Origin of the sequence: Chitinophaga agrisoli, assembly GCF_008386695.1 — a bacterium.
Classification (GTDB): domain Bacteria; phylum Bacteroidota; class Bacteroidia; order Chitinophagales; family Chitinophagaceae; genus Chitinophaga; species Chitinophaga agrisoli.
Map to the genome: position 1 here is coordinate 974,823 of NZ_VUOC01000001.1, position 21,783 is coordinate 996,605.

Annotated in this window: 19 protein-coding genes; 10 read left to right on the forward strand and 9 right to left on the reverse strand. The window is 49.2% G+C overall.

The window, feature by feature from the left end:
- Window positions 1–518: 518 nt before the first annotated feature.
- From F0L74_RS04060 to pyrH, 8 genes are all read left to right on the forward strand, one after another.
- Window positions 519–1,241 carry a zinc metallopeptidase gene (locus tag F0L74_RS04060; protein WP_246197616.1) on the forward strand — a complete coding sequence of 241 codons (723 nt, stop codon included), beginning with the start codon at window positions 519–521 and terminating at the stop codon, window positions 1,239–1,241.
- 434 nt (window positions 1,242–1,675) lie between these two features.
- Window positions 1,676–4,744, forward strand: a complete 3,069-nt coding sequence (locus F0L74_RS04065; protein ID WP_149836542.1) for a SusC/RagA family TonB-linked outer membrane protein — start codon at window positions 1,676–1,678, stop codon at window positions 4,742–4,744.
- 38 nt (window positions 4,745–4,782) lie between these two features.
- Entirely contained in the window at window positions 4,783–6,174 is a 1,392-nt protein-coding gene (locus tag F0L74_RS04070) for a RagB/SusD family nutrient uptake outer membrane protein (RefSeq protein WP_149836543.1), read from the forward strand.
- Window positions 6,175–6,437: 263 nt separating this feature from the next.
- Window positions 6,438–6,881: a 50S ribosomal protein L13 gene (gene rplM, locus F0L74_RS04075; protein WP_149836544.1), complete on the forward strand. Its 444-nt coding sequence runs from the start codon at window positions 6,438–6,440 to the stop codon at window positions 6,879–6,881.
- 14 nt (window positions 6,882–6,895) lie between these two features.
- Window positions 6,896–7,285 carry a 30S ribosomal protein S9 gene (gene rpsI, locus F0L74_RS04080; protein WP_149836545.1) on the forward strand — a complete coding sequence of 130 codons (390 nt, stop codon included), beginning with the start codon at window positions 6,896–6,898 and terminating at the stop codon, window positions 7,283–7,285.
- Window positions 7,286–7,390: 105 nt separating this feature from the next.
- A complete protein-coding gene (rpsB, locus tag F0L74_RS04085; protein WP_149836546.1) occupies window positions 7,391–8,395 on the forward strand; it encodes a 30S ribosomal protein S2 in 1,005 nt (334 codons plus the stop codon).
- 153 nt (window positions 8,396–8,548) lie between these two features.
- Window positions 8,549–9,373, forward strand: a complete 825-nt coding sequence (gene tsf, locus F0L74_RS04090) for a translation elongation factor Ts (protein WP_149836547.1) — start codon at window positions 8,549–8,551, stop codon at window positions 9,371–9,373.
- A gap of 106 nt (window positions 9,374–9,479) precedes the next feature.
- Window positions 9,480–10,193 carry a UMP kinase gene (gene pyrH / locus F0L74_RS04095; RefSeq protein WP_149836548.1) on the forward strand — a complete coding sequence of 238 codons (714 nt, stop codon included), beginning with the start codon at window positions 9,480–9,482 and terminating at the stop codon, window positions 10,191–10,193.
- Between the two features lie 148 nt (window positions 10,194–10,341).
- On the opposite strand, the gene F0L74_RS04100 is transcribed toward pyrH, so the two are convergent.
- Window positions 10,342–11,478 carry a DUF3298 and DUF4163 domain-containing protein gene (locus tag F0L74_RS04100; protein ID WP_149836549.1) on the reverse strand — a complete coding sequence of 379 codons (1,137 nt, stop codon included), beginning with the start codon at window positions 11,476–11,478 and terminating at the stop codon, window positions 10,342–10,344.
- An 87-nt stretch (window positions 11,479–11,565) separates the two neighbouring features.
- Between F0L74_RS04100 and pdxH the strand changes: the two genes are divergently transcribed.
- Window positions 11,566–12,213: a pyridoxamine 5'-phosphate oxidase gene (gene pdxH / locus F0L74_RS04105; RefSeq protein WP_149836550.1), complete on the forward strand. Its 648-nt coding sequence runs from the start codon at window positions 11,566–11,568 to the stop codon at window positions 12,211–12,213.
- A gap of 99 nt (window positions 12,214–12,312) precedes the next feature.
- Here the strand turns inward: pdxH and F0L74_RS04110 are convergent, their stop codons facing one another.
- The 6 genes from F0L74_RS04110 to F0L74_RS33615 all read right to left on the reverse strand — a co-directional run bounded on the left by F0L74_RS04110 (window position 12,313) and on the right by F0L74_RS33615 (window position 18,041).
- A complete protein-coding gene (locus tag F0L74_RS04110; RefSeq protein WP_089907205.1) occupies window positions 12,313–12,426 on the reverse strand; it encodes a 30S ribosomal protein THX in 114 nt (37 codons plus the stop codon).
- 153 nt (window positions 12,427–12,579) lie between these two features.
- Entirely contained in the window at window positions 12,580–12,849 is a 270-nt protein-coding gene (locus F0L74_RS04115; RefSeq protein WP_029465307.1) for an HU family DNA-binding protein, read from the reverse strand.
- A gap of 307 nt (window positions 12,850–13,156) precedes the next feature.
- Window positions 13,157–13,459: a DUF4286 family protein gene (locus F0L74_RS04120; protein WP_149836551.1), complete on the reverse strand. Its 303-nt coding sequence runs from the start codon at window positions 13,457–13,459 to the stop codon at window positions 13,157–13,159.
- Window positions 13,456–14,232, reverse strand: coding sequence for an exodeoxyribonuclease III (locus tag F0L74_RS04125; protein ID WP_149836552.1), 777 nt, complete (start codon window positions 14,230–14,232; stop codon window positions 13,456–13,458). Before F0L74_RS04125 ends, F0L74_RS04120 begins: the two co-directional genes overlap by 4 nt.
- 35 nt (window positions 14,233–14,267) lie before the next feature.
- A complete protein-coding gene (metH, locus tag F0L74_RS04130) occupies window positions 14,268–17,009 on the reverse strand; it encodes a methionine synthase (RefSeq protein ID WP_213086883.1) in 2,742 nt (913 codons plus the stop codon).
- Between the two features lie 15 nt (window positions 17,010–17,024).
- Window positions 17,025–18,041 (reverse strand): homocysteine S-methyltransferase family protein, encoded by a 1,017-nt coding sequence (locus tag F0L74_RS33615; RefSeq protein ID WP_213086884.1) that lies wholly within the window; start codon window positions 18,039–18,041, stop codon window positions 17,025–17,027.
- Window positions 18,042–18,944: 903 nt separating this feature from the next.
- Between F0L74_RS33615 and F0L74_RS04135 the strand changes: the two genes are divergently transcribed.
- Window positions 18,945–19,202: a hypothetical protein gene (locus F0L74_RS04135; RefSeq protein WP_149836553.1), complete on the forward strand. Its 258-nt coding sequence runs from the start codon at window positions 18,945–18,947 to the stop codon at window positions 19,200–19,202.
- Between the two features lie 255 nt (window positions 19,203–19,457).
- Here F0L74_RS04135 and recR read toward each other — a convergent pair whose 3' ends face one another.
- Both recR and F0L74_RS04145 read right to left on the reverse strand, forming a co-directional pair.
- A complete protein-coding gene (gene recR / locus F0L74_RS04140; protein WP_262714223.1) occupies window positions 19,458–20,126 on the reverse strand; it encodes a recombination mediator RecR in 669 nt (222 codons plus the stop codon).
- Between the two features lie 157 nt (window positions 20,127–20,283).
- Complete coding sequence (locus F0L74_RS04145) at window positions 20,284–21,762, reverse strand: Ig-like domain-containing domain (protein WP_149836554.1); 1,479 nt, start codon at window positions 21,760–21,762, stop codon at window positions 20,284–20,286.
- Between the last annotated feature and the right edge of the window lie 21 nt (window positions 21,763–21,783).

Consider the following 21,783-nt stretch of genomic DNA (forward strand, 5'->3'; position numbering starts at 1 on the left):
GGGTGTTATAAAACCGGGTTAAAAGAGGTCTAAAAGAAAAAGAGCCAACAGAAGATTCCGTTGACTCTTTCTACTTACTAACCCATTAAATTCAGGTCTAAATTACTAAATGGGTTCAGAATAAAAAAGTTTATTTGATTGATGTGAATAACTTTTGACAAGTTTTCATAATGTGACAGATCGGCTCCCATCGCTCGTTTCAGGGCATTTTGAATTTAATATTACTTGCATTACCCGGTCGTAAAATATTGATAAATAGGAGTGATGCCTAAGTATTTCACATATAAGAAAAACTTAATAATAAACTTTTTCTTTACTGACAAATCGGCAAGTATAAAAAGGCGTTTTTCTATGACAATGCCATAATGACGGTATAAATTTCAGGACTGACAGGAAGGAGGAGGGGTTACGGCTGGGTTTTCTTAAGGAAATCTTAAATCGGGCTTAAGCGTAATTGCTGGACAAAGATTTGATGTAGGACTGTAGTAATTTTGTAGCATAAACTAATCTTAAAAATCATGACACCAGATATAATGTTGTTTGTAATGCCGGGATCTCCCGGGATCATGTTAACGTCCTTTATATTTATTGGGATCAGTCTGCTGGTGAGCTGGCGGCTGAAAAGCAAATTTAAGGAGTACAGCCAGGTTCCTACCTCTTCCGGCATGACCGGCAAGCAGATAGCTGAAAAGATGCTGCGGGACAATGGTATTTATGATGTACAGGTGATCTCTGTAGACGGGTTCCTGTCTGACCACTATGACCCCACCAATAAGACCGTAAACCTGAGCCCTGATGTTTACAGCAGCGCCAGCGTGGCTGCGGCAGCCGTAGCCGCCCATGAGTGCGGGCACGCTGTGCAGCATGCCACCGCCTACCAGTGGCTGACCCTGCGCTCCAAGCTGGTGCCGGCCGTGCAGATCAGCTCTAACCTGGTACAATGGGTATTGCTGGGCGGTATATTACTGATCAATGTATTCCCGGCCTTATTGCTGGGCGGCATTATCCTGTTTGGGGTGACCACCCTTTTTGCCGTGATCACCTTACCGGTGGAGTTTGACGCCTCCCGCAGGGGCCTGGCCTGGTTAAATAGCACTACCCTGATGCGCCCTGAGGAGTTCAGTAAGGCCAAAGACGCGCTGTGGTGGGCGGCTATGACCTATGTAGTGGCCGCAATAGCATCGTTGGTGACCCTGGTGCAATACCTGATGATCTACCTGGGCGCAAGGAACAGGAATTAACTTATCGAGATTGCTCTTTTTCATAATAATGGCTCCGTTTGCCGGCCGGCAGACGGGGCTTTTTTTTGTGTAACGATACCGGGTATCCGTAAAGTTATGCCGGATATGATATTATATTACCCAAATTGAGCGGGGCGTTGATCAGGCTATATGAAAATGGCGCTTATATGGATTTGCCTATCGCATGGGGCGGCGCCCGGATGATAAAATAATATCAGATCTGATCCTCCATGCCGCTTTTTGATCCTGCCGGAAGATATTTTATCTAAAATGCCTATATTCGCAATCTTTTGGGTTTCAAATTTTTTTAATTAGAGATTCTTTTGACTCTGTAGGGACATATCGCGATGAATTGCCGTCTTAATTAATTAAATTAACCTGGCTGGTTCGCCCTAGCCTTTACCCCGTAACCTTTTTGAACCAAAATATAGCTTATGCGAAGACTCTACTCCCTCCTCATGGGCAGCATGCTAATGCTCATGTTCCAGTTTGCCTATGCGCAGCAAAAAACTATTACCGGTACTGTAACAGACGCTAAGGATGGCAGCCTATTGCCCGGCGTAACTGTGAAGGCTAAAGGAACTGCCGTTGGCACCGTAACAGGCGCGAATGGCTCGTACACCATAAATGTACCCGGCAACACCAATACCCTGGTATTCACCTTTGTAGGTTATGGCGACCAGGAAGTTGCCATTGCCGGGCAAAGCACCATTAATGCATCTCTGAGCACAGGTAATAAGGAACTTTCGGAAGTAGTGGTAGTGGGTTATGGTACCCAGTCAAAACGCGAACTGACCGGTTCTGTAGCCAAAGTGAACGCCAAGGAGATAGAGAACTTTCCGGCGCCCAGCTTTGAATCTGCTATACAGGGTAAAGCGGCCGGCGTGGTGATCGAGTCTGGTAGCGGTAAGGTTGGTCAGGGTATGAAGATCAGGATCCGTGGTACATCTTCCATTTCCGCCAGCAGCCAGCCGTTGTATGTAATAGATGGTTTGCCTATGCAAACCCAAAGCCAGTCTGACGGGAATAATGAGATCACCAACCCGGTAGCGGACCTGAACCCGAATGATATTGAATCCATAGAAGTATTAAAGGATGCAGCGGCTACCGCCATTTACGGCGCCCGTGCAGCCAATGGCGTAGTGCTGGTGACCACCAAGAAAGGGAAGGCCGGCCAGAAGACGGTAGTGAGCCTGGATATGAACACCAGCTGGGGCAAGCCTACCAAGAAGCGCCATTTCCTTGACGCTAAACAATATGTGGATCTGATAGAAGAAGCAGCGACAAACGATGGTAAGATCGATTTCAAGAATGGCGATACCGGTTACGATACGGAAGAAGACGCCATTGCGGACTATAAATCTTTTTATGAAGGTTACCTGGACCAGTTTGCCCTTGGCACTGACTGGCGTAACCAGGCTGTGAACACCAACTGGGAAAACCTGCTTTACCGTCCGGTGGCGCATGGCAACTCCGTAAACCTGTCTGCCAGCGGCGGTAATGAAAAGACCCGGTTCTATGCCTCCGGTTACTATAATGACCAGGATGCTATTGTGATCGTAAACAGGTTTAAACGTTATGGCGGCCGGTTAAACCTGGAGCATTCCGCTACTGACCGTTTATCGCTGGGGCTGAACCTGAGCGTTAGCCGTTCTGAACTGATCCGCGTATCTGATGATAACTCCTTCTCTACGCCAGGCCAGCTGGTAGCGCAGGTGCCTATTTCCCCCACCATTGATCCGGAAACAGGCAAGCTTAACAAGCGTACCCTGTATGATAACGGCCTGGTGGACGCCGCGCTTAACAGCGATAAACAAAGCACTTTCCGCAGCATTGGCAATGCGTACGCCAACTATACGTTCCTGCCCTGGTTAGCTTTCCGCTCTGAGTTTGGCGCGGATGTGATGAGCTTTTACCAGGAATCCTTTATAGGTAAGGAAGCTACGGACGGCGGTGGTGTTGGTAAAGCATCCAACTTCTCCACGCAAGCGGTTAGCTACAATACCAACAACTACTTCACCATCACGCCTTCCATAGGCGAGCATCATAAGCTCTCTGCTGTAGTAGGTATGAGCTACCTGCAGAACGATAACAGGAGCAACGCTTTACAGGGCGAACAGTATCCTACTGATGCGATCAAGAACCTGACCGGCGCTACGCTGATCACATTTGGCGGTTCTACCAATGACCGTTACAATTTCCTCTCTTATTTTGGCCGTGCTAACTACGCCTATAAGGATAAATACCTGGTAAGCGCCAGCGTAAGAACGGACGGTTCTTCCAGGTTTAGCGCCAATCACCGTTATGGTACCTTCCCTGCCGCATCCGTTGGCTGGGTGGCCTCTCAGGAAGATTTCCTGAAGCACTCCAAAGTGCTGAGCTACCTGAAAATAAGGGCCAGCTATGGTTTAACCGGTAATGCTGAAATAGGCGAGTATAAATACCAGAGCCTGTACAATGTAACCAACTATCCTGATCTGCCGGGCTTTGTTCCTGTGCAGCTGGCCAACCCTGATCTGCAATGGGAAAAAACTTCACAGGCAGACGCCGGCGTTGAGTTTGGTTTCTTTGGCGGCCGCCTTTCCGGTGAAGTGGATGTTTACAGCAAAAAGACCACTGATCTGTTGCTGAATGTGAACGTACCTTCTGCCACCGGTTACAGCTTTATAACCCGCAACCTGGGTAAGATGACCAACAAGGGCGTTGAGCTTTCCCTGAACTCAGTTAATATAGACGGGGCTGTAAGATGGACCACTTCCTTTAACATTGCCTACAACAAGAACAAGATAACCGACCTGGATGGCCAGATCATAGAAAGTGGCGAGCAGCGTGCGGTAGAAGGAGAAGCCATTGGCTCTTTCTTCCTGCAGAAATACCTGGGCGTAGATCCTGAGACCGGCGATGCGTTATATGAAGATAAAGATGGTAAACAAACCACTGATTATAGCCAGGCGGCAAGGAAAGTAGTGGGTAACTCTAACCCTAACTTTACCGGAGGTCTTAATAACACAGTTACCTATAAAGGGTTTGACCTGGGCGCCTTCTTTACATTTGTGCAAGGTAATGAGATCTTTAACCGGGCCGGCGTTTACCAATCCAACAGCTTTGGCGGCGCATTTGATAACCAGACCACAGAGATCCTGCGCAGGTGGCAGAAACCGGGCGATCACACAGATATACCCCGCGTAAGCCTGAGCTATCCTACCGGTGAGAATGTTTCTTCCCGCTGGATCTATAATGGTTCCTATATCCGTTTAAAGACCCTGACACTGGGTTATACGCTGCCTAAGGTGGTAACATCAACTTTAAAGATCAGCAGCGCCCGTTTGTATGTATCTGCCTACAACCTGTGGACAAAGACAGATTACATCAGCGATCCGGAAGTGAATACGGCGCCTTTGGGTGTAGATTCCCAAACTTCCCAGAACATATCCGGAGGTATAGATTTTTACACTATTCCACAGGCAAGGCAATTCCTGGTGGGCGTAAATGTTAAATTCTAAAAAAGGGAACCTGGATTAATTACTCAAAACTATTCGACATGAAATTAACTCGATATATATCATTAGGATTACTGACCGGTGCGATACTGTTTGCGGGCTGTAATAAAAAGCTGGATGTTACACCCGGTCAGAGCATTACCCCTGACCAGATAAAGACTGCGGATGATGTAAAGGCCATTCTATTTGGCACCTACAATTCCATGCAGCATTATAATGCTTTTGGAGAGCGTTATATGATGATGGCTGATCTTTTAGCTGCTCCCGGGCAGGTAGCTTTTGTAGGCACCTTTATTGACTACAGGCAGGTGTACACTAAATCGCAGCTGGCTACGGGCACGATCATGTCCGGTATCTGGGGACGGTCTTATATTATCATTAACGGCGCCAATAACGTACTGGAGCGCCTGGACCTGATAGCGGAGGACGAGCGTGAGAGCATTGAGGGAGAAGCCAAGTTTGCCAGAGGCATTGCTTATTATGAGCTGGTGAACTATTTCGGAGCGCCTTATTCTGCCCCCACTGGTCCCAATGCAGATGCAGTGCCGATCCGTTTAAAGCCGGTGGCCAATGATACTTATCACGATGACCAGGATAAGCAGCCAAGGAACTCTGTTACTGAAGTATATGACCAGGTGATCAAAGACCTTACCGATGCAGTGGCCAAGCTGCCGGAAGAGAATGAGAATTTCCGCGCTACCAAATATGCCGCAGAGGCTTTCCTTTCCAGGGTATACCTGGCGCAAGGCAAGTATGTACAGGCTGCTACTGCTGCCAATGATGTGATAGAGAACAGCGGGCTGGCCCTGACGCCTACTTTTGATAAGGCGTTTAACAATGTGGGTAATTCCACAGAAGACATTTTTGCGATCCAGCAAACGAGCCAGAGTAATGCCGGCACTTCCAATAATGGCCTGAGCACTTTTTATTCCGCCAATGACCAGAAACCTGGCGGCCGCGGTGATGCAAGAGTGGATACAGCAGGTTATAATGCTCTTTTTGACGGGGCAGATGACCGGAAGGATTTTGTGTATGCCGGCAGCAGCATAGGTGGCGTTGATGGCATCTATCCCGGTAAATGGAAGAATTTTTACCGGGCCATTCCTGTGGTGCGCCTGGCAGAGATGTACCTGACCCGTGCGGAAGCTAACCTGCGTAGCGGCGCTGCCCAGGTAGGAACTGCTACCCCGCTGGAGGATGTGAATACGATCCGCGAGCGTGCAAATGCGGCGCCCTGGACGTCTGTAACCGCAGACCAGGCGGTGCAGGAGCGTTTCCGTGAGCTGGCTTTTGAAGGAGACTGGCTGTGGACTAAGAAAAGGCTGAAGATGAATGTAGGCTCCCGTGCATATGACGATCCGAAACTGGTTTTCCCGGTTCCGCAGCGTGAAAGGGATATTGATGAGAATATAACCCAGAACCCGGGGTATTAATACATTACTTATTACAACCATGTAATGCTAAGGGCTTGCAAATCAATGCAAGCCCTTAGTGTTTGTATAAAAAGCCGTATAAACCGGGAATCTGGCGTGTGTTGAAAACTTTTAACCAAAATATTTATTGAAAATCAATTGATTGCAAGGGGTGGTACTAAAAAACTGTGTTGAATCCATGGTAATTCCGCGGCAAGTACTTAGTTTTGCACTCCCGATTTTATTGGGACAAACTATTTAGTACGTAAATTTTATTGTATAAAATGAACACCTTAAGTTTTAAGACTAAATCGGCCAACGAAGCTACTGTAAAGCGCGACTGGTACATAGTAGATGCTACCAACCTTACGCTTGGACGTATGAGCGCGAAAATAGCGGCCATTCTGAGAGGTAAGAATAAGCCTTATTATACGCCTCATACCGACTGCGGTGATTACGTGATCGTGATCAACGTAGAGAAAGTGATCCTGACCGGTAACAAGATGAACGAAAAGGAATACCAGACTTACTCCGGTTATCCTGGCGGTCAGAAGATAGAGCTGGCGAAAGACCTGATCCGCCGCCGTCCGGAAGTAGTGATAGAAAGGGCTGTGAAGGGCATGCTGCCTAAGAACCGTCTGGGCCGTAAGATGTACAAGAAATTATTCGCTTACGCTGGTGCTGAGCATCCTCATGCAGCACAGAAACCGCAAACTTTAACTTTCTAATTCTCCTCTGATACATGGAAAAGCAAAAAAATACCATTGGTCGTCGTAAGGAAGCAGTTGCCCGCGTTTATCTGAGCAAGGGTACCGGCGCCATTACAATCAACGACAAGGATTATAAAACATACTTTGCGCTGGTCTACCTGCAGAACCAGGTGGAAGCGCCGTTAAAGACCATTGACGCGCTGGATAAATTTGACGTGAAGGTGAATGCCGCTGGTGGTGGTATCAAAGGTCAGGCTGAGGCAGTGAAGCTGGGTATTGCCCGTGCGCTGTGCGAGGTGAATGCAGAGTTCCGTCCTGCGCTGAAAGCAGCCGGCATGCTGACCCGCGACCCGAGGTCTGTAGAGCGTAAGAAACCTGGTAAACGTAAAGCTAGAAGAAGCTTCCAGTTCTCTAAACGCTAGTATCTGGCAGCAGTTAGCCGTTGGCTTTTAGCATTTGGCTAGGAGCTGGGCGCTAAAAGCTGATCGCTAATTATTCATTGATCCTTTTTAACAGAGTATAATAACATGGAAAATAATACCTCATTACAGCAGCAGTTACTGGAGGCAGGTGTTCACTTTGGCCACCTGAAGAAAAAATGGAACCCGAAGATGCTGCCATATATCTTCGCCGAAAAGAAAGGTATTCACATCATTGATCTGAACAAGACCGTAGAAGGTTTACAGGATGCAGCAGCAGCCCTGAAATCCATCGCCAAGAGCGGTAAGAAGATCATGTTCGTGGCTACCAAGAAGCAGGCAAAGGAAATAGTAGCAGAAGCTGCAAAGCGCGTAAACATGCCTTATGTTACTGAAAGGTGGCTGGGTGGTATGTTAACCAACTTTGCTACTATCCGTAAGAGCGTGAAGAAAATGCAGAGCATTGAGAAGATGCTGACAGACGGTACTTTCGATAACATCACCAAGAAAGAGCGTTTGACCTTAAGCCGCGATAAAGAGAAAATGGAGAAGGTACTGGGTGGTATTGCCCAGCTGGCCCGTGTTCCGGCTGCATTGTTCATCATCGACATCAGCCATGAGCATATTGCGCTGGCAGAAGCCCGTCGTTTAGGTATCTCTACTTTTGGTATGGTGGATACCAACTCTGATCCTACCAAGGTAGACTTTGCGATCCCTGCGAATGATGACGCTACCAAATCTATTGCGATCATTACCAACTATATTGCAGCAGCCATTGCAGAAGGTCTTTCTGAAAGGGCTATTGAGAAAACCGACGATGTAGCTGAGGAAGAAGAAGCCGACAACAAAGCATTGCGCTTTGAGCTGGAAGGCGGTGAAGGCGACCGTGAAAGGAACCGCAGAGGCGGTCCTGGTGGCGGCGGTAGTGGCAGAGGCCCCGGCGGCGGTGGCGGCAGAGGTCCTGGTGGCGGCGGTGGTAACCGTCCTGGTGGCGGTGGCCCGAACAGAGGCGGTGGTAACCGTCCTGGCGGCAACAGGCCTGGTGGCGGTGGCGGCGGTCAGCGTCGTCCGTCTGGCGCTGGTGGCGGTAACCGTCCTGGTGGCGGCAGATAATTGCCTGCAACAGCCCACAATATTTTAGACAGTATTAATTACGAATTAACAATTACGGATTACGGATGGCGATCAAAGCGATTTGCTACTTTCGTAATTGTTAATTCGTAGTTGTATAATATACCTTCGTAAACTTTTAAACTATTTATAGTCATGGCAGAAATAACAGCGGCTGATGTAAACAAACTGCGCCAGCAAACAGGCGCCGGTATGATGGATTGCAGAAAGGCACTGGTAGAGAGTGAGGGAGATTTTGAAAAGGCAGTAGATTACCTGCGTAAAAAAGGACAGAAAGTAGCAGCATTGCGTTCTGACCGCGAAACCAAAGAAGGTGTAATCATCGCTAAGACCACTGCAGACAACAAGTCTGGCGTGATCGTAGCACTGGGTTGCGAAACTGACTTTGTTGCCAAGAACGAAGATTTCGTAAAATTCGCACAGTCTATCGTAGACCTGGCTTTAAGCACCGGCGCTAAAACGATAGAAGAACTGGGCGCAGCTTCCCTGGATGGCGCTACTGTAGCAGATAAAGTGAATGACCAGGTAGCTAAGATCGGCGAAAAGATCACCCTGAGCAAATTTGAAAGGATCGACGCTGCTTCTGTAACCGCGTATATCCACGGTAACTACCGTATGGGCGTACTGGTTGGTTTCTCTAAGGAAGCCAGCGCAGAAACAGGTAAGGACGTAGCTATGCAGATCGCCGCTATGAACCCGATCGCAGTTGACGCTGACAGCGTACCTGCAGACGTGATCGCCCGCGAGAAAGAGATCGCTGTTGAGCAAGTGAAAGCTGAAGGCAAAGCGCCTGAAATGGCTGAGAAGATCGCGATGGGTAAAGTGAATAAATTCTTTAAAGAGAGCACCCTGTTAGCGCAGGCTTTCGTAAAAGATAATAATAAGTCTGTAGGCGATTACCTGAAATCAGTATCTGCTGATCTGACTGTAACCGCTTTCAAACGCATTGCATTAGGCTAATCAGCTTATTTATGAAAAAGGAGGGAACAAAATTCTCTCCTTTTTTTTGTGCATATACCTGTATATTTATCTTATTAACTAACCACCTTCTACATTATATAGTGTCATGTTGCCAAAGTATAAGCGTATTTTGCTCAAACTGAGCGGTGAGTCCCTGATGGGCGATGGTAATTATGGTATAGATCCCAAAGTAATAACACATTATGCGTATGATATTAAGTCCGTCACAGACCTGGGCGTTCAGGTGGCTATTGTGATAGGCGGCGGCAATATCTACCGTGGGATGAATGAAGCAGAGACCGGTATTGAACGGGCACAGGGCGACTATATGGGTATGCTGGCAACCGTGATCAATGGTATGGCCATGCAGAGCGGCCTGGAGAAAGTAGGGTTGTATACCCGCTTACAGTCTGCCATTAAGATGGAGCAGATAGCAGAGCCTTACATACGCCGGCGGGCCATACGGCACCTGGAAAAGGGCCGCGTGGTGATCTTTGGCGCAGGTACGGGCAATCCTTATTTTACGACAGATACGGCCGCATCCCTGCGCGCCATAGAGATACAGGCAGATGTGATCCTGAAAGGCACCCGGGTAGATGGGATCTACACGGCAGATCCTGAGAAGGACAGCACGGCCACCCGCTTTGAGTCTATCACTTTTGCGGAGGTATACCAGAAATCATTGAATGTAATGGATATGACGGCATTTACCCTTTGCCAGGAAAATAAGTTACCTATTATTGTATTTGACATGAATAAGCCGGGCAATTTGCTGCAGGTGATCATGGGGAAGAAAGTGGGTACGCTGGTGATGGGATAGTTAATGTGCTGATGTGCCAATGTGCTGATATGCTGATGAAAATGTGACGGCTTTGTTGCATGATGATCAGGATGTCAGCACATTTTCTTTATGAACATATTGGTTCGGTTGGTCCATTAGCACATCAGCACATTGGCATATCAGCACATTATTTATCGTAGTTCTCCTTCAAGACCTCTTTTATCTGTTCATAGGGAATGAACAGGTTTACCTGCCCCAAAGCATACGGCCCGATCTCATAGGGCGTATAACTGAACACCACCCCTTTATTAGTTAGTATAAAGTTGTTGTTAGGCAGGATCTCATCCACCAGCAGCATATCCTTTACGGATTCGCCATTCTGCACCTTGTATGTTTTACGGAAGGATTGCTCCAGCTGGCGGGAGAGGACGGTTTTATAGTCGCCTTTAAACACATCGTCTACTGTCAGCACTTTCTGTTTTTCAAGGTCCAGTACCTGGTAAGTGGAGCCGCCATTGCCATGCGCGCCGCCGGTGAAATCGTAGCTGAAATACTCCAGTACCAGCAGGGGGTAGTGGTTCCATACGATCTTCATATCGCCTTCAGCGCTCCAGCTCCAGGTGGGGGCGGTTGTGTCGCCGGTTATTTCCGCGGTATCCGTGCCAACGGTGCTGGCCCTGTAGGACATAAAAAAGGAGTCGATATCCCGTTTTATCAGTGCCTGCGGGTCCTGGGGGCCGGGATTATTATGGGTAATGGCCTTTTTGATGAAATCTGCCGTGCTGGTGTTGGCGGCAGCTACCGGCCATACCATGCTGTAAGCGGCTTCTCCCACGGGCGATCCTTTGGTGTTTGGGAGCAGGGGGGTAGAATCCTTGGCAAAGTATACATTAAAGCGGATAGCGCCTGTAAAATCCGGTTTAAGGTCAAAGTGGTAAGAGGTGCCTTCGCCCCGCCAGGTGCCGCTGAAATTGCCGGCATCGTCGAGCTTGCCGCGGAAGGTGATATCTTCCCCGCCATGGGTGTTCTCATAGAGCGTGAGCTGCTGGCTGCTGGAATCCGGGCTGCCCCAGAGCGTTATGGGCTCGCCTATCTTATCATAACAATAGTAGCCGCGGTAGATGTTGGGCCCTGTTTTTAACAGTTGCATGGTAACCGGTTGGTCTGCCACGGTACCCTTGAGCTGTATATAAAAATAGGAGGAAGCAGCAGGCGCTGTTTGGCTGCTGTCTGTTGTGGCGCCGGCCTGCTGGCTTTGTTTACCGGGCTGCTGACAGGCGGTAAACCCTATCAGTGCGGCAGCAAATAGTAGGTATTTGTTCATGGGTTGATACTGTTGAACGGATGCAATTTTACAAATAATTATTTTGATGGTTCATTAATACCTTTGTAAACAACTAAATATGGGCCTATGTTGAATAAACAAGTAGCAGCACTGCGGAAGGACTATCGCCTGGCCTCATTGGACGAAAGCGAGGTAGACAAACACCCGGTAAAACAATTTGAGAAATGGTGGGCAGACGCCACCAATAGCGAGCTGGTAGAGCCCAATGCGATGACGCTGGCGACCAGTACGCCGGATGGGCATCCATCCGCCAGGATCGTATTATTAAAGAGCTTTGATGTGGATGGTTTTATCTTCTTCACCAACTACGAAAGCCGTAAAGGGCAGGAGATGGAGACCAACCCGCATGTGAGCCTGCTGTTCTTCTGGCAGGAGCTGGAGCGGCAAGTACGTATAGAGGGGGTAGTTAGTAAGGCGCCTGCTGCGATTAGTGATGAATATTATCATTCCCGCCCGGCAGGCAGCCGTATTGCGGCTATTGCATCACCGCAAAGCAGGGTGATCCCGCATAGGAGTTTTTTGGAGGAACAGGTGAATATAGTGGCGGCTAAGTATGTGCTGGAGCATCCTGAGCGGCCGGATTACTGGGGCGGGTATATTGTGCGGCCGGTGTTGATGGAATTTTGGCAGGGGCGGAGTAACAGGCTGCATGATAGGGTGCAGTATAGGTTAGATGCGGATGGCGATTGGAAGATAGAGCGGTTGGCGCCGTGAGGGGATAAAACGAAAAAAGAAAAAAGAGAAAAACAAATAGACGGTGTGTCATCGCGCCTCTTAATTTTTTCTTTTTTCTTTTTTGCTTTTAGCCTGTGATTAGGCTTTCTTTTCTGCTTTAGCAGCAGTTTTCCTTGTTTTGGCAGGTCTTGCTTTGCCGAAGGATTTGTTAGAGATCTTGCCTCTTTTGGTTTTGATATCTCCTCTACCCATAGTGATAAGAATTTAGCGTTAAAAAATCTGCAGCTTGTGGCTGCTTATCCGGGCGCAAATTACGCAATTCAGCGAACTCCTGCTAACCTGGGCCGGGCAAAAAAAAAGCAAGAAACATAATTGTTCCTTGCTTGAATAAGGTGTGCTAACTGATTAGAGCTTGTCAGACAGTGCTTTACCAGCTTTGAACTTAGCAACTTTTTTAGCTTTGATCTTGATGATCTGGCCAGTCTGGGGGTTTCTACCGTTACGAGCAGCACGCTTAGAAACGGAGAAAGTACCGAAACCAACCAGGGTTACTTTACCACCTTTTTTCAGTGTATCAGCAACAGCTTTGGTAAAAGAGTCCAGAGCTTCGTTAGCTTGGGTCTTAGTGATGGCGGCATCTTTCGCCAGCTTGTCGATTAATTCGGCTTTGTTCATAGTTAGTAAGATTTAACTAGTGAAATAAATGTTTGATGTGAGCAAATATAGCGCGTTTTATCAGATTACCAAATTTTTTACCGCCTTTATAGCCAAATTTTTATCGGCTGTAAGGGGCTACTGGTAACGGTTACAGCTGATTGGGCTCTTCACCGGAAGGGGCAGCTTTGGCCCCTGCCTTTATCTAAATCAGCCACCACAGGGCATTTGGTAATGTTCATCTAATAAACGTAGGATTCCCGTTGGTATTGTATAAGGGGGCTAATCCCTTGAAAACAGTGGATTTCATGTGGATAAATTGGACGGCTTATACCACCTGCATAACGGTCCGGAAGGCCACAAACTGGTTCCCAAAGCGCTCATAGGCCTTTTGCCGGAGCTGCGGAGCATGCTCCTGCAGGTAGGTATGATAGTTTTCGAGGGTGTCTGTAGCGTATTGTATGGTATAGGTAGGGCCTTCCTGGTCGTCTTGTTCCAGCAGGCGGCAGATGCGGTAATCGTGGAACAGGCCGGTGCGCATGACCTCCGGGATATGCTCCTCCTTGGTCCACTGCAGCCAGCGTTCATGGATGTTGTTGGTGATCTTGGTGGTTACGTTATAGACGATCATACCAGCGCAGGGGTTAGTTCCAGGAATACCGGACAATGATCGGAGTGCTTCACATCCGGCCATATAGCGGCCTGTTTTAGGCGGTTTTTGAGCGGGTCGCTTACATTTATATAATCGATACGCCAGCCTTTATTATTGGCCCTAACGGTAGGGAACCGGGCGCTCCACCAGCTGTAATGATGCGGATCCGGGTTAAAATGCCGGAAAGTATCCGTAAAACCGCCTTCGAAGAGCTTATCCATCCAGGCGCGTTCTTCCGGTAGGAAGCCGGAATTCTTCTTATTGCCTACGGGATCATGTATGTCAATGGGTTTATGACAGATGTTATAATCGCCGCAAACGATGATATTAGGGCGGGTTTGCCGCAGTTGGTCAAGATAGCCTAAGAATTCTTCCAGCCACTGGTATTTATAGGTCTGGCGCTCATCGCCGCTGGTACCGGAGGGGAAGTAGGCATTGATAAGGGTGGTATCCCCAAAATCGAGGCGTATAACACGGCCTTCCGCATCGCTTTGCATGAAGCCATTGCCATATTGCACAAAGTCCGGCTTTATCTTGGTAAGTACGGCTACGCCGCTATAACCTTTCTTCTGGGCGGAGTACCAGTAGTGATCATAACCCAGCTGTTCAAACTGGCGGTAATCCACATTATCTTTTACGGCTTTGGTTTCCTGCAGGCAGATGATATCTGCGGGGTTTGTCTGGAGCCAATCTATAAAACCTTTGCTGATGGCGGAACGTATGCCATTTACGTTATAGGTGACGATTCGCATTTTTAAGCTTTTAGCCTTTAGCACTTAGCTGTTATTTACATATCATATTCCAGGTTGGGCCGCAGCCACTTTTCAGCCTCTTCTATGGTCCAGCCTTTGCGGCTGGCGTAATCGGCTACCTGGTCTTTTTCTATTTTACCGAGGCCAAAGTACTTGCTGTCCGGGTGGGCAAAATACCAGCCACTAACGCTGGCGGCGGGGTACATGGCAAGGGATTCTGTAAGGGTGATGCCGGTATGTTTGGTAGCATCCAGCAGGTCGAACAGTTTATATTTCTCCGTGTGCTCCGGACAGGCAGGATAACCTGGCGCGGGGCGTATACCGGAGTAAGCTTCTTTTATCAGCTCGTCATTGCTGAGGTGCTCTTCACTGGCGTAACCCCACCATTCTTTACGCACGCGCTCGTGCATAACCTCTGCAAAGGCTTCCACCATACGGTCTGCCAGTGCTTTTAGCATAATGCTGCTATAGTCGTCATGGTCTGCCTTGAACTTCTCCAGCCAGGCTTCGATGCCGCCACCAGTGGTTACGGCAAAGGCGCCCATATAGTCCTGTAAACCGGTTTCTGCGGGGGCTATAAAATCCGCCAGCGAAAGGTTGGGCTGGCCGGGGGCCTTTTTAATTTGCTGACGCAGGAACTCCAGCTGTACGGGCGCGCTGCCATCCGCAGGGGTGATCTGCAGACTGTCTGGCCCTACACGGTTAGCCTTAAACAGGCCTACGGCAGCTTTTGCATGCAGCCATTTTTCTTTAACAATGCGCTGCAGCATGGCCTGGGCATCGTTATAGAGGCGGGTGGCTTCCTGGCCTACTACCTCATCCTTCAGGATCTGGGGAAATTTGCCATGCAGTTCCCATGCGATAAAGAAGGGTTGCCAGTCGATATAACGGGCAATCTCGCCCAGATCATAGTCTTCAAATACCTGTACGCCCAGTTTGCGGGGCGTTACCGGGGTAAAGCTTTTCCAGTCGATAGGCGTTTTATTGGCCTGGGCTTCTGCAATGGGCAGGTATTGTTTTACCGGCCGTTTGTTGCGGAAGCCTTCATTGAGTTTGTGATATTCCTGTTGTACATCTACCAGGAAGTTCTTTTTAAGGGCTTTGTTCAGGAGGCTGCCGGTAACGGTTACGCTACGGGAAGCATCCAGTACGTGCACCACGCCGTGCTCATATTCCGGCGCGATCTTTACCGCCGTATGGGTACGGGAAGTGGTAGCGCCGCCTATCAGCAGCGGGATATCGAACTGCTGGCGTTTGAGCTCGCGGGCTACGTGCACCATTTCGTCCAGGCTGGGGGTGATAAGGCCACTGAGGCCGATGATATCTACCTGTTCTTCGCGGGCGGTTTGCAGGATCTTATCTGCCGGCACCATTACGCCCATGTCTATTACATCATAGCCGTTACAGCCTAATACTACGCCTACGATGTTCTTGCCTATATCGTGCACATCGCCTTTTACGGTAGCCAGGAGGATCTTACCGGCAGATTTTATTTGTCCGCCGTTCTGTGCTACCAGCAGTTTTTTCTCTTCTTCTATAAAAGGAGTGAGCACGGCCACGGACTTTTTCATTACACGGGCGCTTTTTACTACCTGGGGCAGGAACATTTTGCCGCTGCCAAACAGGTCGCCTACGATGTTCATACCGTCCATCAAGGGGCCTTCTATCACTTCCAGGGGGCGTGCGTAGAGCTGCCGGGCCTCTTCTGTGTCTGCTTCGATATAGTCTGTAATACCGTTTACCAGGGCATGGCTCAGGCGCTCCTGTACGGTGCCGTTACGCCAGCTCTCATCTTTTTCGATGACCTTGCCTTTGGCCTTGACGGTCTCGGCAAACTGGATGAGCCTTTCTGTGGCATCGTCCCGGCGGTTGAGGACTGCGTCTTCGCAAAGCTCGCGCAGCTGAGGCTCTATCTCGTCATAGATCTGGATCATGCCCGCGTTTACGATGCCCATGTCCATGCCGGCTTTGATGGCATAGAGCAGGAATACGGAGTGCATAGCCTCACGCACCACATCGTTACCGCGGAAAGAGAAGGAGATGTTACTAACGCCGCCGCTTACGCGGGTCAGCGGCATCAGCTGTTTTATCTGACGGGTAGCTTCTATGAAGTCTACCGCATAGTTATTATGTTCTTCTATGCCGGTGGCAATAGCAAAGATGTTAGGGTCGAAGATGATGTCCTGCGGGTCGAAGCCTACCTGCTCTGTGAGGATCTTATAGGCGCGGTGGCTGAAGGATACCTTCTTTTCCAATGTATCTGCCTGTCCGTGCTCATCGAAAGCCATTACTACCACAGCGGCGCCAAAGCTTTTGCAGATGAAGGCCTGCTCTATGAACTTTTCTTCGCCTTCCTTTAAGCTGATAGAGTTAACGATACATTTGCCCTGTATACATTTAAGACCGGCTTCAATAATGCTGAACTTACTGGAGTCTATCATGATAGGGATCTTGGAGATATCCGGTTCTGCGGCCAGCAGGTTCAGGAAGGTGGTCATGGCTTTTTCGCCATCCAGCAGGGCATCATCCATGTTCACGTCCAGTACCTGGGCGCCGCTTTCCACCTGTTGGCGGGCTACGGACAGGGCTTCCTCGTACAGGCCTTCCCGTATAAGGCGGGCGAATTTCTTGGAGCCGGTTACGTTGGTACGTTCCCCAATATTAATGAAATTGGTCTCTGGCCTTACTACCAAGGGCTCCAGGCCGCTGAGGCGCAGATAAGGTTTGATGACCAGGGTACCGTTCAAAGTATCGTTGTTCGTAATAGTTGCACTCATTGTCGTTACTTATGTTTATGCCAGGGTAGGCTCTACCTTGGGCAGGGGGCGGGGCTTCAGCGTTTTCACATGCTCCGCTATATGCTGTATATGATCCGGCGTGGTGCCGCAGCAGCCGCCTACGATGTTTACAAAACCTTCTTTGGCAAAGTCTTCGATGATGTGGGCAGTATCTTCCGGTTGCTCATCATACTCGCCAAAAGCGTTTGGCAGGCCGGCATTGGGATAGCAGCTCACAAAACAGGAGGCTATCTGTGACAGCTCTTCTATATGCGGGCGCATTTGCTGGCCGCCCAGCGCGCAGTTCAACCCTATAGAGAAGGGGTTGGCATGCATAACGGAGATATAGAAGGCTTCCAGGGTTTGTCCGCTGAGGGTTCTGCCGGAAGCGTCCGTGATAGTACCGGAGATCATGATGGGCAGCTCTGGCTGGCCAATGGACCGGAAATACTGCTTAATAGCGTAGATCGCGGCCTTGGAGTTGAGCGTATCAAAGATGGTCTCTATCAGTAATATGTCTACCCCGCCATCTACCAGGCCTTTTATCTGTTCCGTATAAGCAGCGGCTACTTCGTCAAAGCTAACGGAGCGGAAGCCCGGGTTATTCACATCCGGCGACAAGGACAGCGTTTTATTGAGCGGGCCAATAGCACCGGCTACGAACCTGGGTTTATCCGGGTTTTGTGCGGTGTATTCAGCGGCAGCTTTTTTAGCGATGGAGGCGGCAGCAACGTTGAGCTCATAGGCGAGGTGTTGCATGTCGTAATCTGCCATGGCAATGGAGGTGCTGCTAAAGGTATTGGTCTCAATGATATCCGCGCCGGCATCCAGGTAGGATTTGTGGATGGCTTCTATAATTTGTGGCTGGGTAAGGTTGAGGAGGTCGTTATTGCCTTTTACATCGCTGTGATGGTCTTTAAAGCGTTCTCCCCGGTAGTCTGCTTCCTGGAGATTATAACGTTGGATCATGGTGCCCATTGCACCATCGATGATCAGGATGCGCTCTGCGGCGCATTGTTGCAAAGATTTCATTGGCTTGAATGTTTATTAGTTACGGTTTAACTTAGGTTAGTTGCGGGAGGGTCGAACAATAAACAAATCCACCCAACTGCATTTGGCAAAGATAGTAAAGTCTGGAGAGAAAAGTGAGATTTGGGTTTGGCGGGGGGTATTTGGGATTCTCCTGGGGTGAAGGGCTTTTGAGAATGCTATGCCGGCAGTGTTCCTCTGTGGGGCTGCGCCTGCCGCTGGTTGTTCGTTTTGGAGGTAGGCTGTAGGAGCCGCGCCAGCCAAGGCCCCGCCCCGGAAGCTGCTGGCAATGCGGTATGCAGGTTCTGCCAGAGAGAGGGGGAATATGCTATGCCGGCAGTGTTCCTCTGTGGGGCTGCGCCTGCCGCTGGTTGTTCGTTTTGGAAGTAGGCCGTTGGAACCCGCGCCAGCCAAGGCCCCACCCCGGAACCTGCCGGCAATGCGATATGCACGTCAGGCTGGAGTGGGAGGCTGGAGAGGAGAGACGTAAATACAATGTAGATTAGGCAGTGCAGGTCTGGGGAGCCATGCGGAACTGAAGCGGTGTGGGTAATGGTCTGCGATGGTCTGCGATGGTTTGCGATGATCTTAGATGATCTGAGATGGTTTACGATCGTTTGTGGTTGTTCGTGGCGATCCATTGTGGGCTGCGGCGGCGGGTGGTTTCTAGAAAAAAGTGTAAAAATTTTGTTTAGTCTTAATAGTCTACTATATTTGTAGGGTAATAGGCGGCAAGGCTGCGTTATAGGTAAATCATGAAAATCGAATACAGTAAATATCTGCAAAATTGTGAGGTAGCCACCAATACCCATTGCTCTGCAGGCCACGTACTTTCCTGTTGTATGTGCTGCCGTTAGGAGTAAAATACCACCATTTAGCTTTTTCTATTGTACTTAAAATCCAGCCATGAGCATCGCAAAGCATATCCATAGCTTACAGCAGCACCTGGCGAGGCTGGGGCTGCAACCAATACCGTTTGAGGATAATCAACAGCCGGAGGTATTTAAAGTGTGTTTCCTGAATAAGTATGAAATGGCGCAGTGGCGTAAACTACAGGAAATGGCTGCCAATGATGGGAGTGAACCAACCGATAACGAATTACCCAGCGAATTGTCTAGCGAATTACCCAGCGAATTATCAGCGGAGGCTGGGAAGCCCCGCTGAGTGCCTTTTTCATAACGTGGAATTACAGGTTAAACACAAACGGGTGCTATTAAGCACCTGTATTTTTTTATGCATCGTTCCTTAGGGGAGGGATGCAGTTTTTATATTATTGCAGGCAGTTTCCTAATGGAAAATAGTTGGTATTGTATTGTATTGTATTGTACTGCATTGGCTTCTGTGCGTTATAGTTTGCCGATGTGTGTAATGCTGCCACTACGGGTGATAATGAGCCTTGTTATAGCTACTTGGTTATATCTACTTCTGCATGTAATTTTCCAATGGCAGGCGGTTGGTGATAGACCTGGCGAGGGTCATTTCATCTGCGTATTCCAGTTCGCCGCCAAAGGCGATGCCGCGTGCAATGGTGGTAACTTTTACCGGGTAATCCTTTAGCTTTTTGGAGAGGTAGTAGATGGTGGTATCCCCTTCGATGGTGGGGCTAAGGGCCATGATCACTTCGGCAGTGCCTTGCTGCTGTACACGCTCTACGAGGGAGTGGATGTTCAGCTGGTCCGGGCCTATACCGTCAATAGGGGAGATGATACCACCCAGCACATGATATAATCCATTGTACTGCTGGGTATTTTCGATGGCCATTACGTCACGGATGTTCTCTACCACGCATACTATGTCCTTATTACGGGTGTGGCTGGCGCAGATACTGCATATATCTTCATCAGATACGTTGTGGCATTGTTTGCAGAACTTGATCTGCTGGCGCATACGGGCAATGGCATCACTGAATTGCTGCACCTGGGCAGGTTCCTGTTTGAGCAGGTGTAATACCAGCCGTAAGGCTGTTTTTTTGCCTATACCCGGCATCCTGGCAAATTCATTTACCGCAGTTTCAATCAGGGCGGAGGAAAAGATCATGATACAAAGATAGCGGTTAGCGGTTAGCTTTTGGCAGTTGGCTGCAGGCATTAGCCGGGTATGCAGCGCTGCTGATATTGGCCAAAAGCTGTTCGTGTTTGGGTTGCTGCCGGCGTTCTGGCGAGGGCTTAGCAATTGGACTATAGCTAAAAGCTAATGGCCAATTGCTAACGGTTATAGCTAAAAGCTAGTGGCTAAATGCCAATAGCTACAGCGTCAGATCCTCCTTAACGCCCCAGTTGGCCTTGATGTTCTTTTTATCCGGGAAGCTTACGACCCTTTCCGGTTGTTTTTTGGGCTTGCCGTAGTAGACGCCGCGGTCCCATTTGCCGTTGTTGTTCTGATCAAGCAGGATACGGATCTCGTATTCTCCGGGGATGATGAGCTCTTTGGTCCAGGCGCCATTTACGACCGTGCCCCAATATTTTACGTCCTTTTCCTTTACCAGCTGTACTACAAAGTGCGTACTGCTATCGATCTTCAGGGCGGTACGGGAGCTATCGCTCACGCTTAGCTTAAAGAAGATCTTTCCATAGTCTGAGCGCTTTTTAACGGTAAAACCAATGGTATCCGGCTTGGTTAGCTGATGGTTGAGCGTATCTGTGGCAGCTGTTTTATCAAAGATCAGGCGGTAGGGCGTACCTTCTTTCCATTTATAGGTGAGTAATAAGCGGGTACGGGTAGAGTCAAAAGCGGAGGTAAAGTTTACCGGCGTAAGGATGGTATCCTCTGCCAGGTGGATCTGGGTACTGTCAAGGGTCCTGATTGGTACGTTGAAAGTGAGCACCAGCGGCGTATCCAGGTCCTGCTCGTTTTGGTCGAGCGTGGGATTTACCTGCAGGCGGGTCTTTTTCTTCTTTTCTTCTTCCTTATCCTTGTCTTCCTGGGAAGGCTCTTCCGGGGGCAGGGCCTGATCGTCAGGAGGAGCTTTCATGGTGCTATCCTTTTCTATAAAGAGCAGCATGGTGAGGTCCTTTATGTTGTCTTCCCGGAGGTGGATGAGGCTATCTTCGAAGGCGATGAGCTCCGCAGTGGGCTGGGTATATTGCAGGTCGCGGTCTTCTTCTTTGATGGCGAAGAGCTTATAATCGCCCGGGGCCAGGTTCTTGAACCAGAAGTTACCATTGCCTTTGGAGCGCGCGTAGTACACGGGTTTTTCCTTAGATACCACGGAGTCGAAGGTATTGCGGTACAGCAGTACGGATACGCTACTATCTATCTTACCCGTTTCCGCATCGATGGTGCGGCCTTTTACCTGCAGGGAATCCAGGTAGCTGCCGGTGGATACCACGTAGGCGAAGTCCTCGATGGGGTTACGCTCGTTCACATCCTTGATGGCGTCTCCAAAATTGAAGGTGTAAGTGGTATTGGGGGCCAGCGTATCCTTTACCTCCATGGTAACGGTACGCAGCTTGGATGTAACGGTAGGTACACGTTTGAGGGTTGGGGATACGATCATCTTATCGAATATATTATCCAGCTCCACATATTCGCTGAAAGTGAACCGCACCCGGTGGGCCTTAAAATGCAGGGTAGAATCCGGCGGGTCTACCGTTACCAGCACAGGCGGCACGGTATCCCTGGGACCGCCACCCGGAGGCACTATATTAGCGCAGCGCGAAAGAAAGACGGAAGTGAATACGAATACGATCAGTAAGCATGCCCAGCTCCGGAAACGTTGAGTCATTGTATCTTAGTTAATGCTGTT

What these genes read in the sequence shown, in the direction of transcription:
- pdxH (WP_149836550.1), top strand. Translation starts at nt 11,566, where the DNA reads ATGTTGAATAAACAAGTAGCAGCACTGCGGAAGGACTATCGCCTGGCC.
- rplM (WP_149836544.1), top strand. Translation starts at nt 6,438, where the DNA reads ATGAACACCTTAAGTTTTAAGACTAAATCGGCCAACGAAGCTACTGTA.
- F0L74_RS04100 (WP_149836549.1), bottom strand. Translation starts at nt 11,478, where the DNA reads ATGAACAAATACCTACTATTTGCTGCCGCACTGATAGGGTTTACCGCC.
- F0L74_RS04120 (WP_149836551.1), bottom strand. Translation starts at nt 13,459, where the DNA reads ATGATCGTCTATAACGTAACCACCAAGATCACCAACAACATCCATGAA.
- metH (WP_213086883.1), bottom strand. Translation starts at nt 17,009, where the DNA reads ATGAGTGCAACTATTACGAACAACGATACTTTGAACGGTACCCTGGTC.
- F0L74_RS04070 (WP_149836543.1), top strand. Translation starts at nt 4,783, where the DNA reads ATGAAATTAACTCGATATATATCATTAGGATTACTGACCGGTGCGATA.
- F0L74_RS04115 (WP_029465307.1), bottom strand. Translation starts at nt 12,849, where the DNA reads ATGAACAAAGCCGAATTAATCGACAAGCTGGCGAAAGATGCCGCCATC.
- rpsI (WP_149836545.1), top strand. Translation starts at nt 6,896, where the DNA reads ATGGAAAAGCAAAAAAATACCATTGGTCGTCGTAAGGAAGCAGTTGCC.
- rpsB (WP_149836546.1), top strand. Translation starts at nt 7,391, where the DNA reads ATGGAAAATAATACCTCATTACAGCAGCAGTTACTGGAGGCAGGTGTT.
- pyrH (WP_149836548.1), top strand. Translation starts at nt 9,480, where the DNA reads ATGTTGCCAAAGTATAAGCGTATTTTGCTCAAACTGAGCGGTGAGTCC.
- recR (WP_262714223.1), bottom strand. Translation starts at nt 20,126, where the DNA reads ATGCCTGCAGCCAACTGCCAAAAGCTAACCGCTAACCGCTATCTTTGT.
- F0L74_RS04145 (WP_149836554.1), bottom strand. Translation starts at nt 21,762, where the DNA reads ATGACTCAACGTTTCCGGAGCTGGGCATGCTTACTGATCGTATTCGTA.
- F0L74_RS33615 (WP_213086884.1), bottom strand. Translation starts at nt 18,041, where the DNA reads ATGAAATCTTTGCAACAATGCGCCGCAGAGCGCATCCTGATCATCGAT.
- F0L74_RS04125 (WP_149836552.1), bottom strand. Translation starts at nt 14,232, where the DNA reads ATGCGAATCGTCACCTATAACGTAAATGGCATACGTTCCGCCATCAGC.
- F0L74_RS04135 (WP_149836553.1), top strand. Translation starts at nt 18,945, where the DNA reads ATGAGCATCGCAAAGCATATCCATAGCTTACAGCAGCACCTGGCGAGG.
- F0L74_RS04110 (WP_089907205.1), bottom strand. Translation starts at nt 12,426, where the DNA reads ATGGGTAGAGGAGATATCAAAACCAAAAGAGGCAAGATCTCTAACAAA.
- F0L74_RS04060 (WP_246197616.1), top strand. Translation starts at nt 519, where the DNA reads ATGACACCAGATATAATGTTGTTTGTAATGCCGGGATCTCCCGGGATC.
- tsf (WP_149836547.1), top strand. Translation starts at nt 8,549, where the DNA reads ATGGCAGAAATAACAGCGGCTGATGTAAACAAACTGCGCCAGCAAACA.
- F0L74_RS04065 (WP_149836542.1), top strand. Translation starts at nt 1,676, where the DNA reads ATGCGAAGACTCTACTCCCTCCTCATGGGCAGCATGCTAATGCTCATG.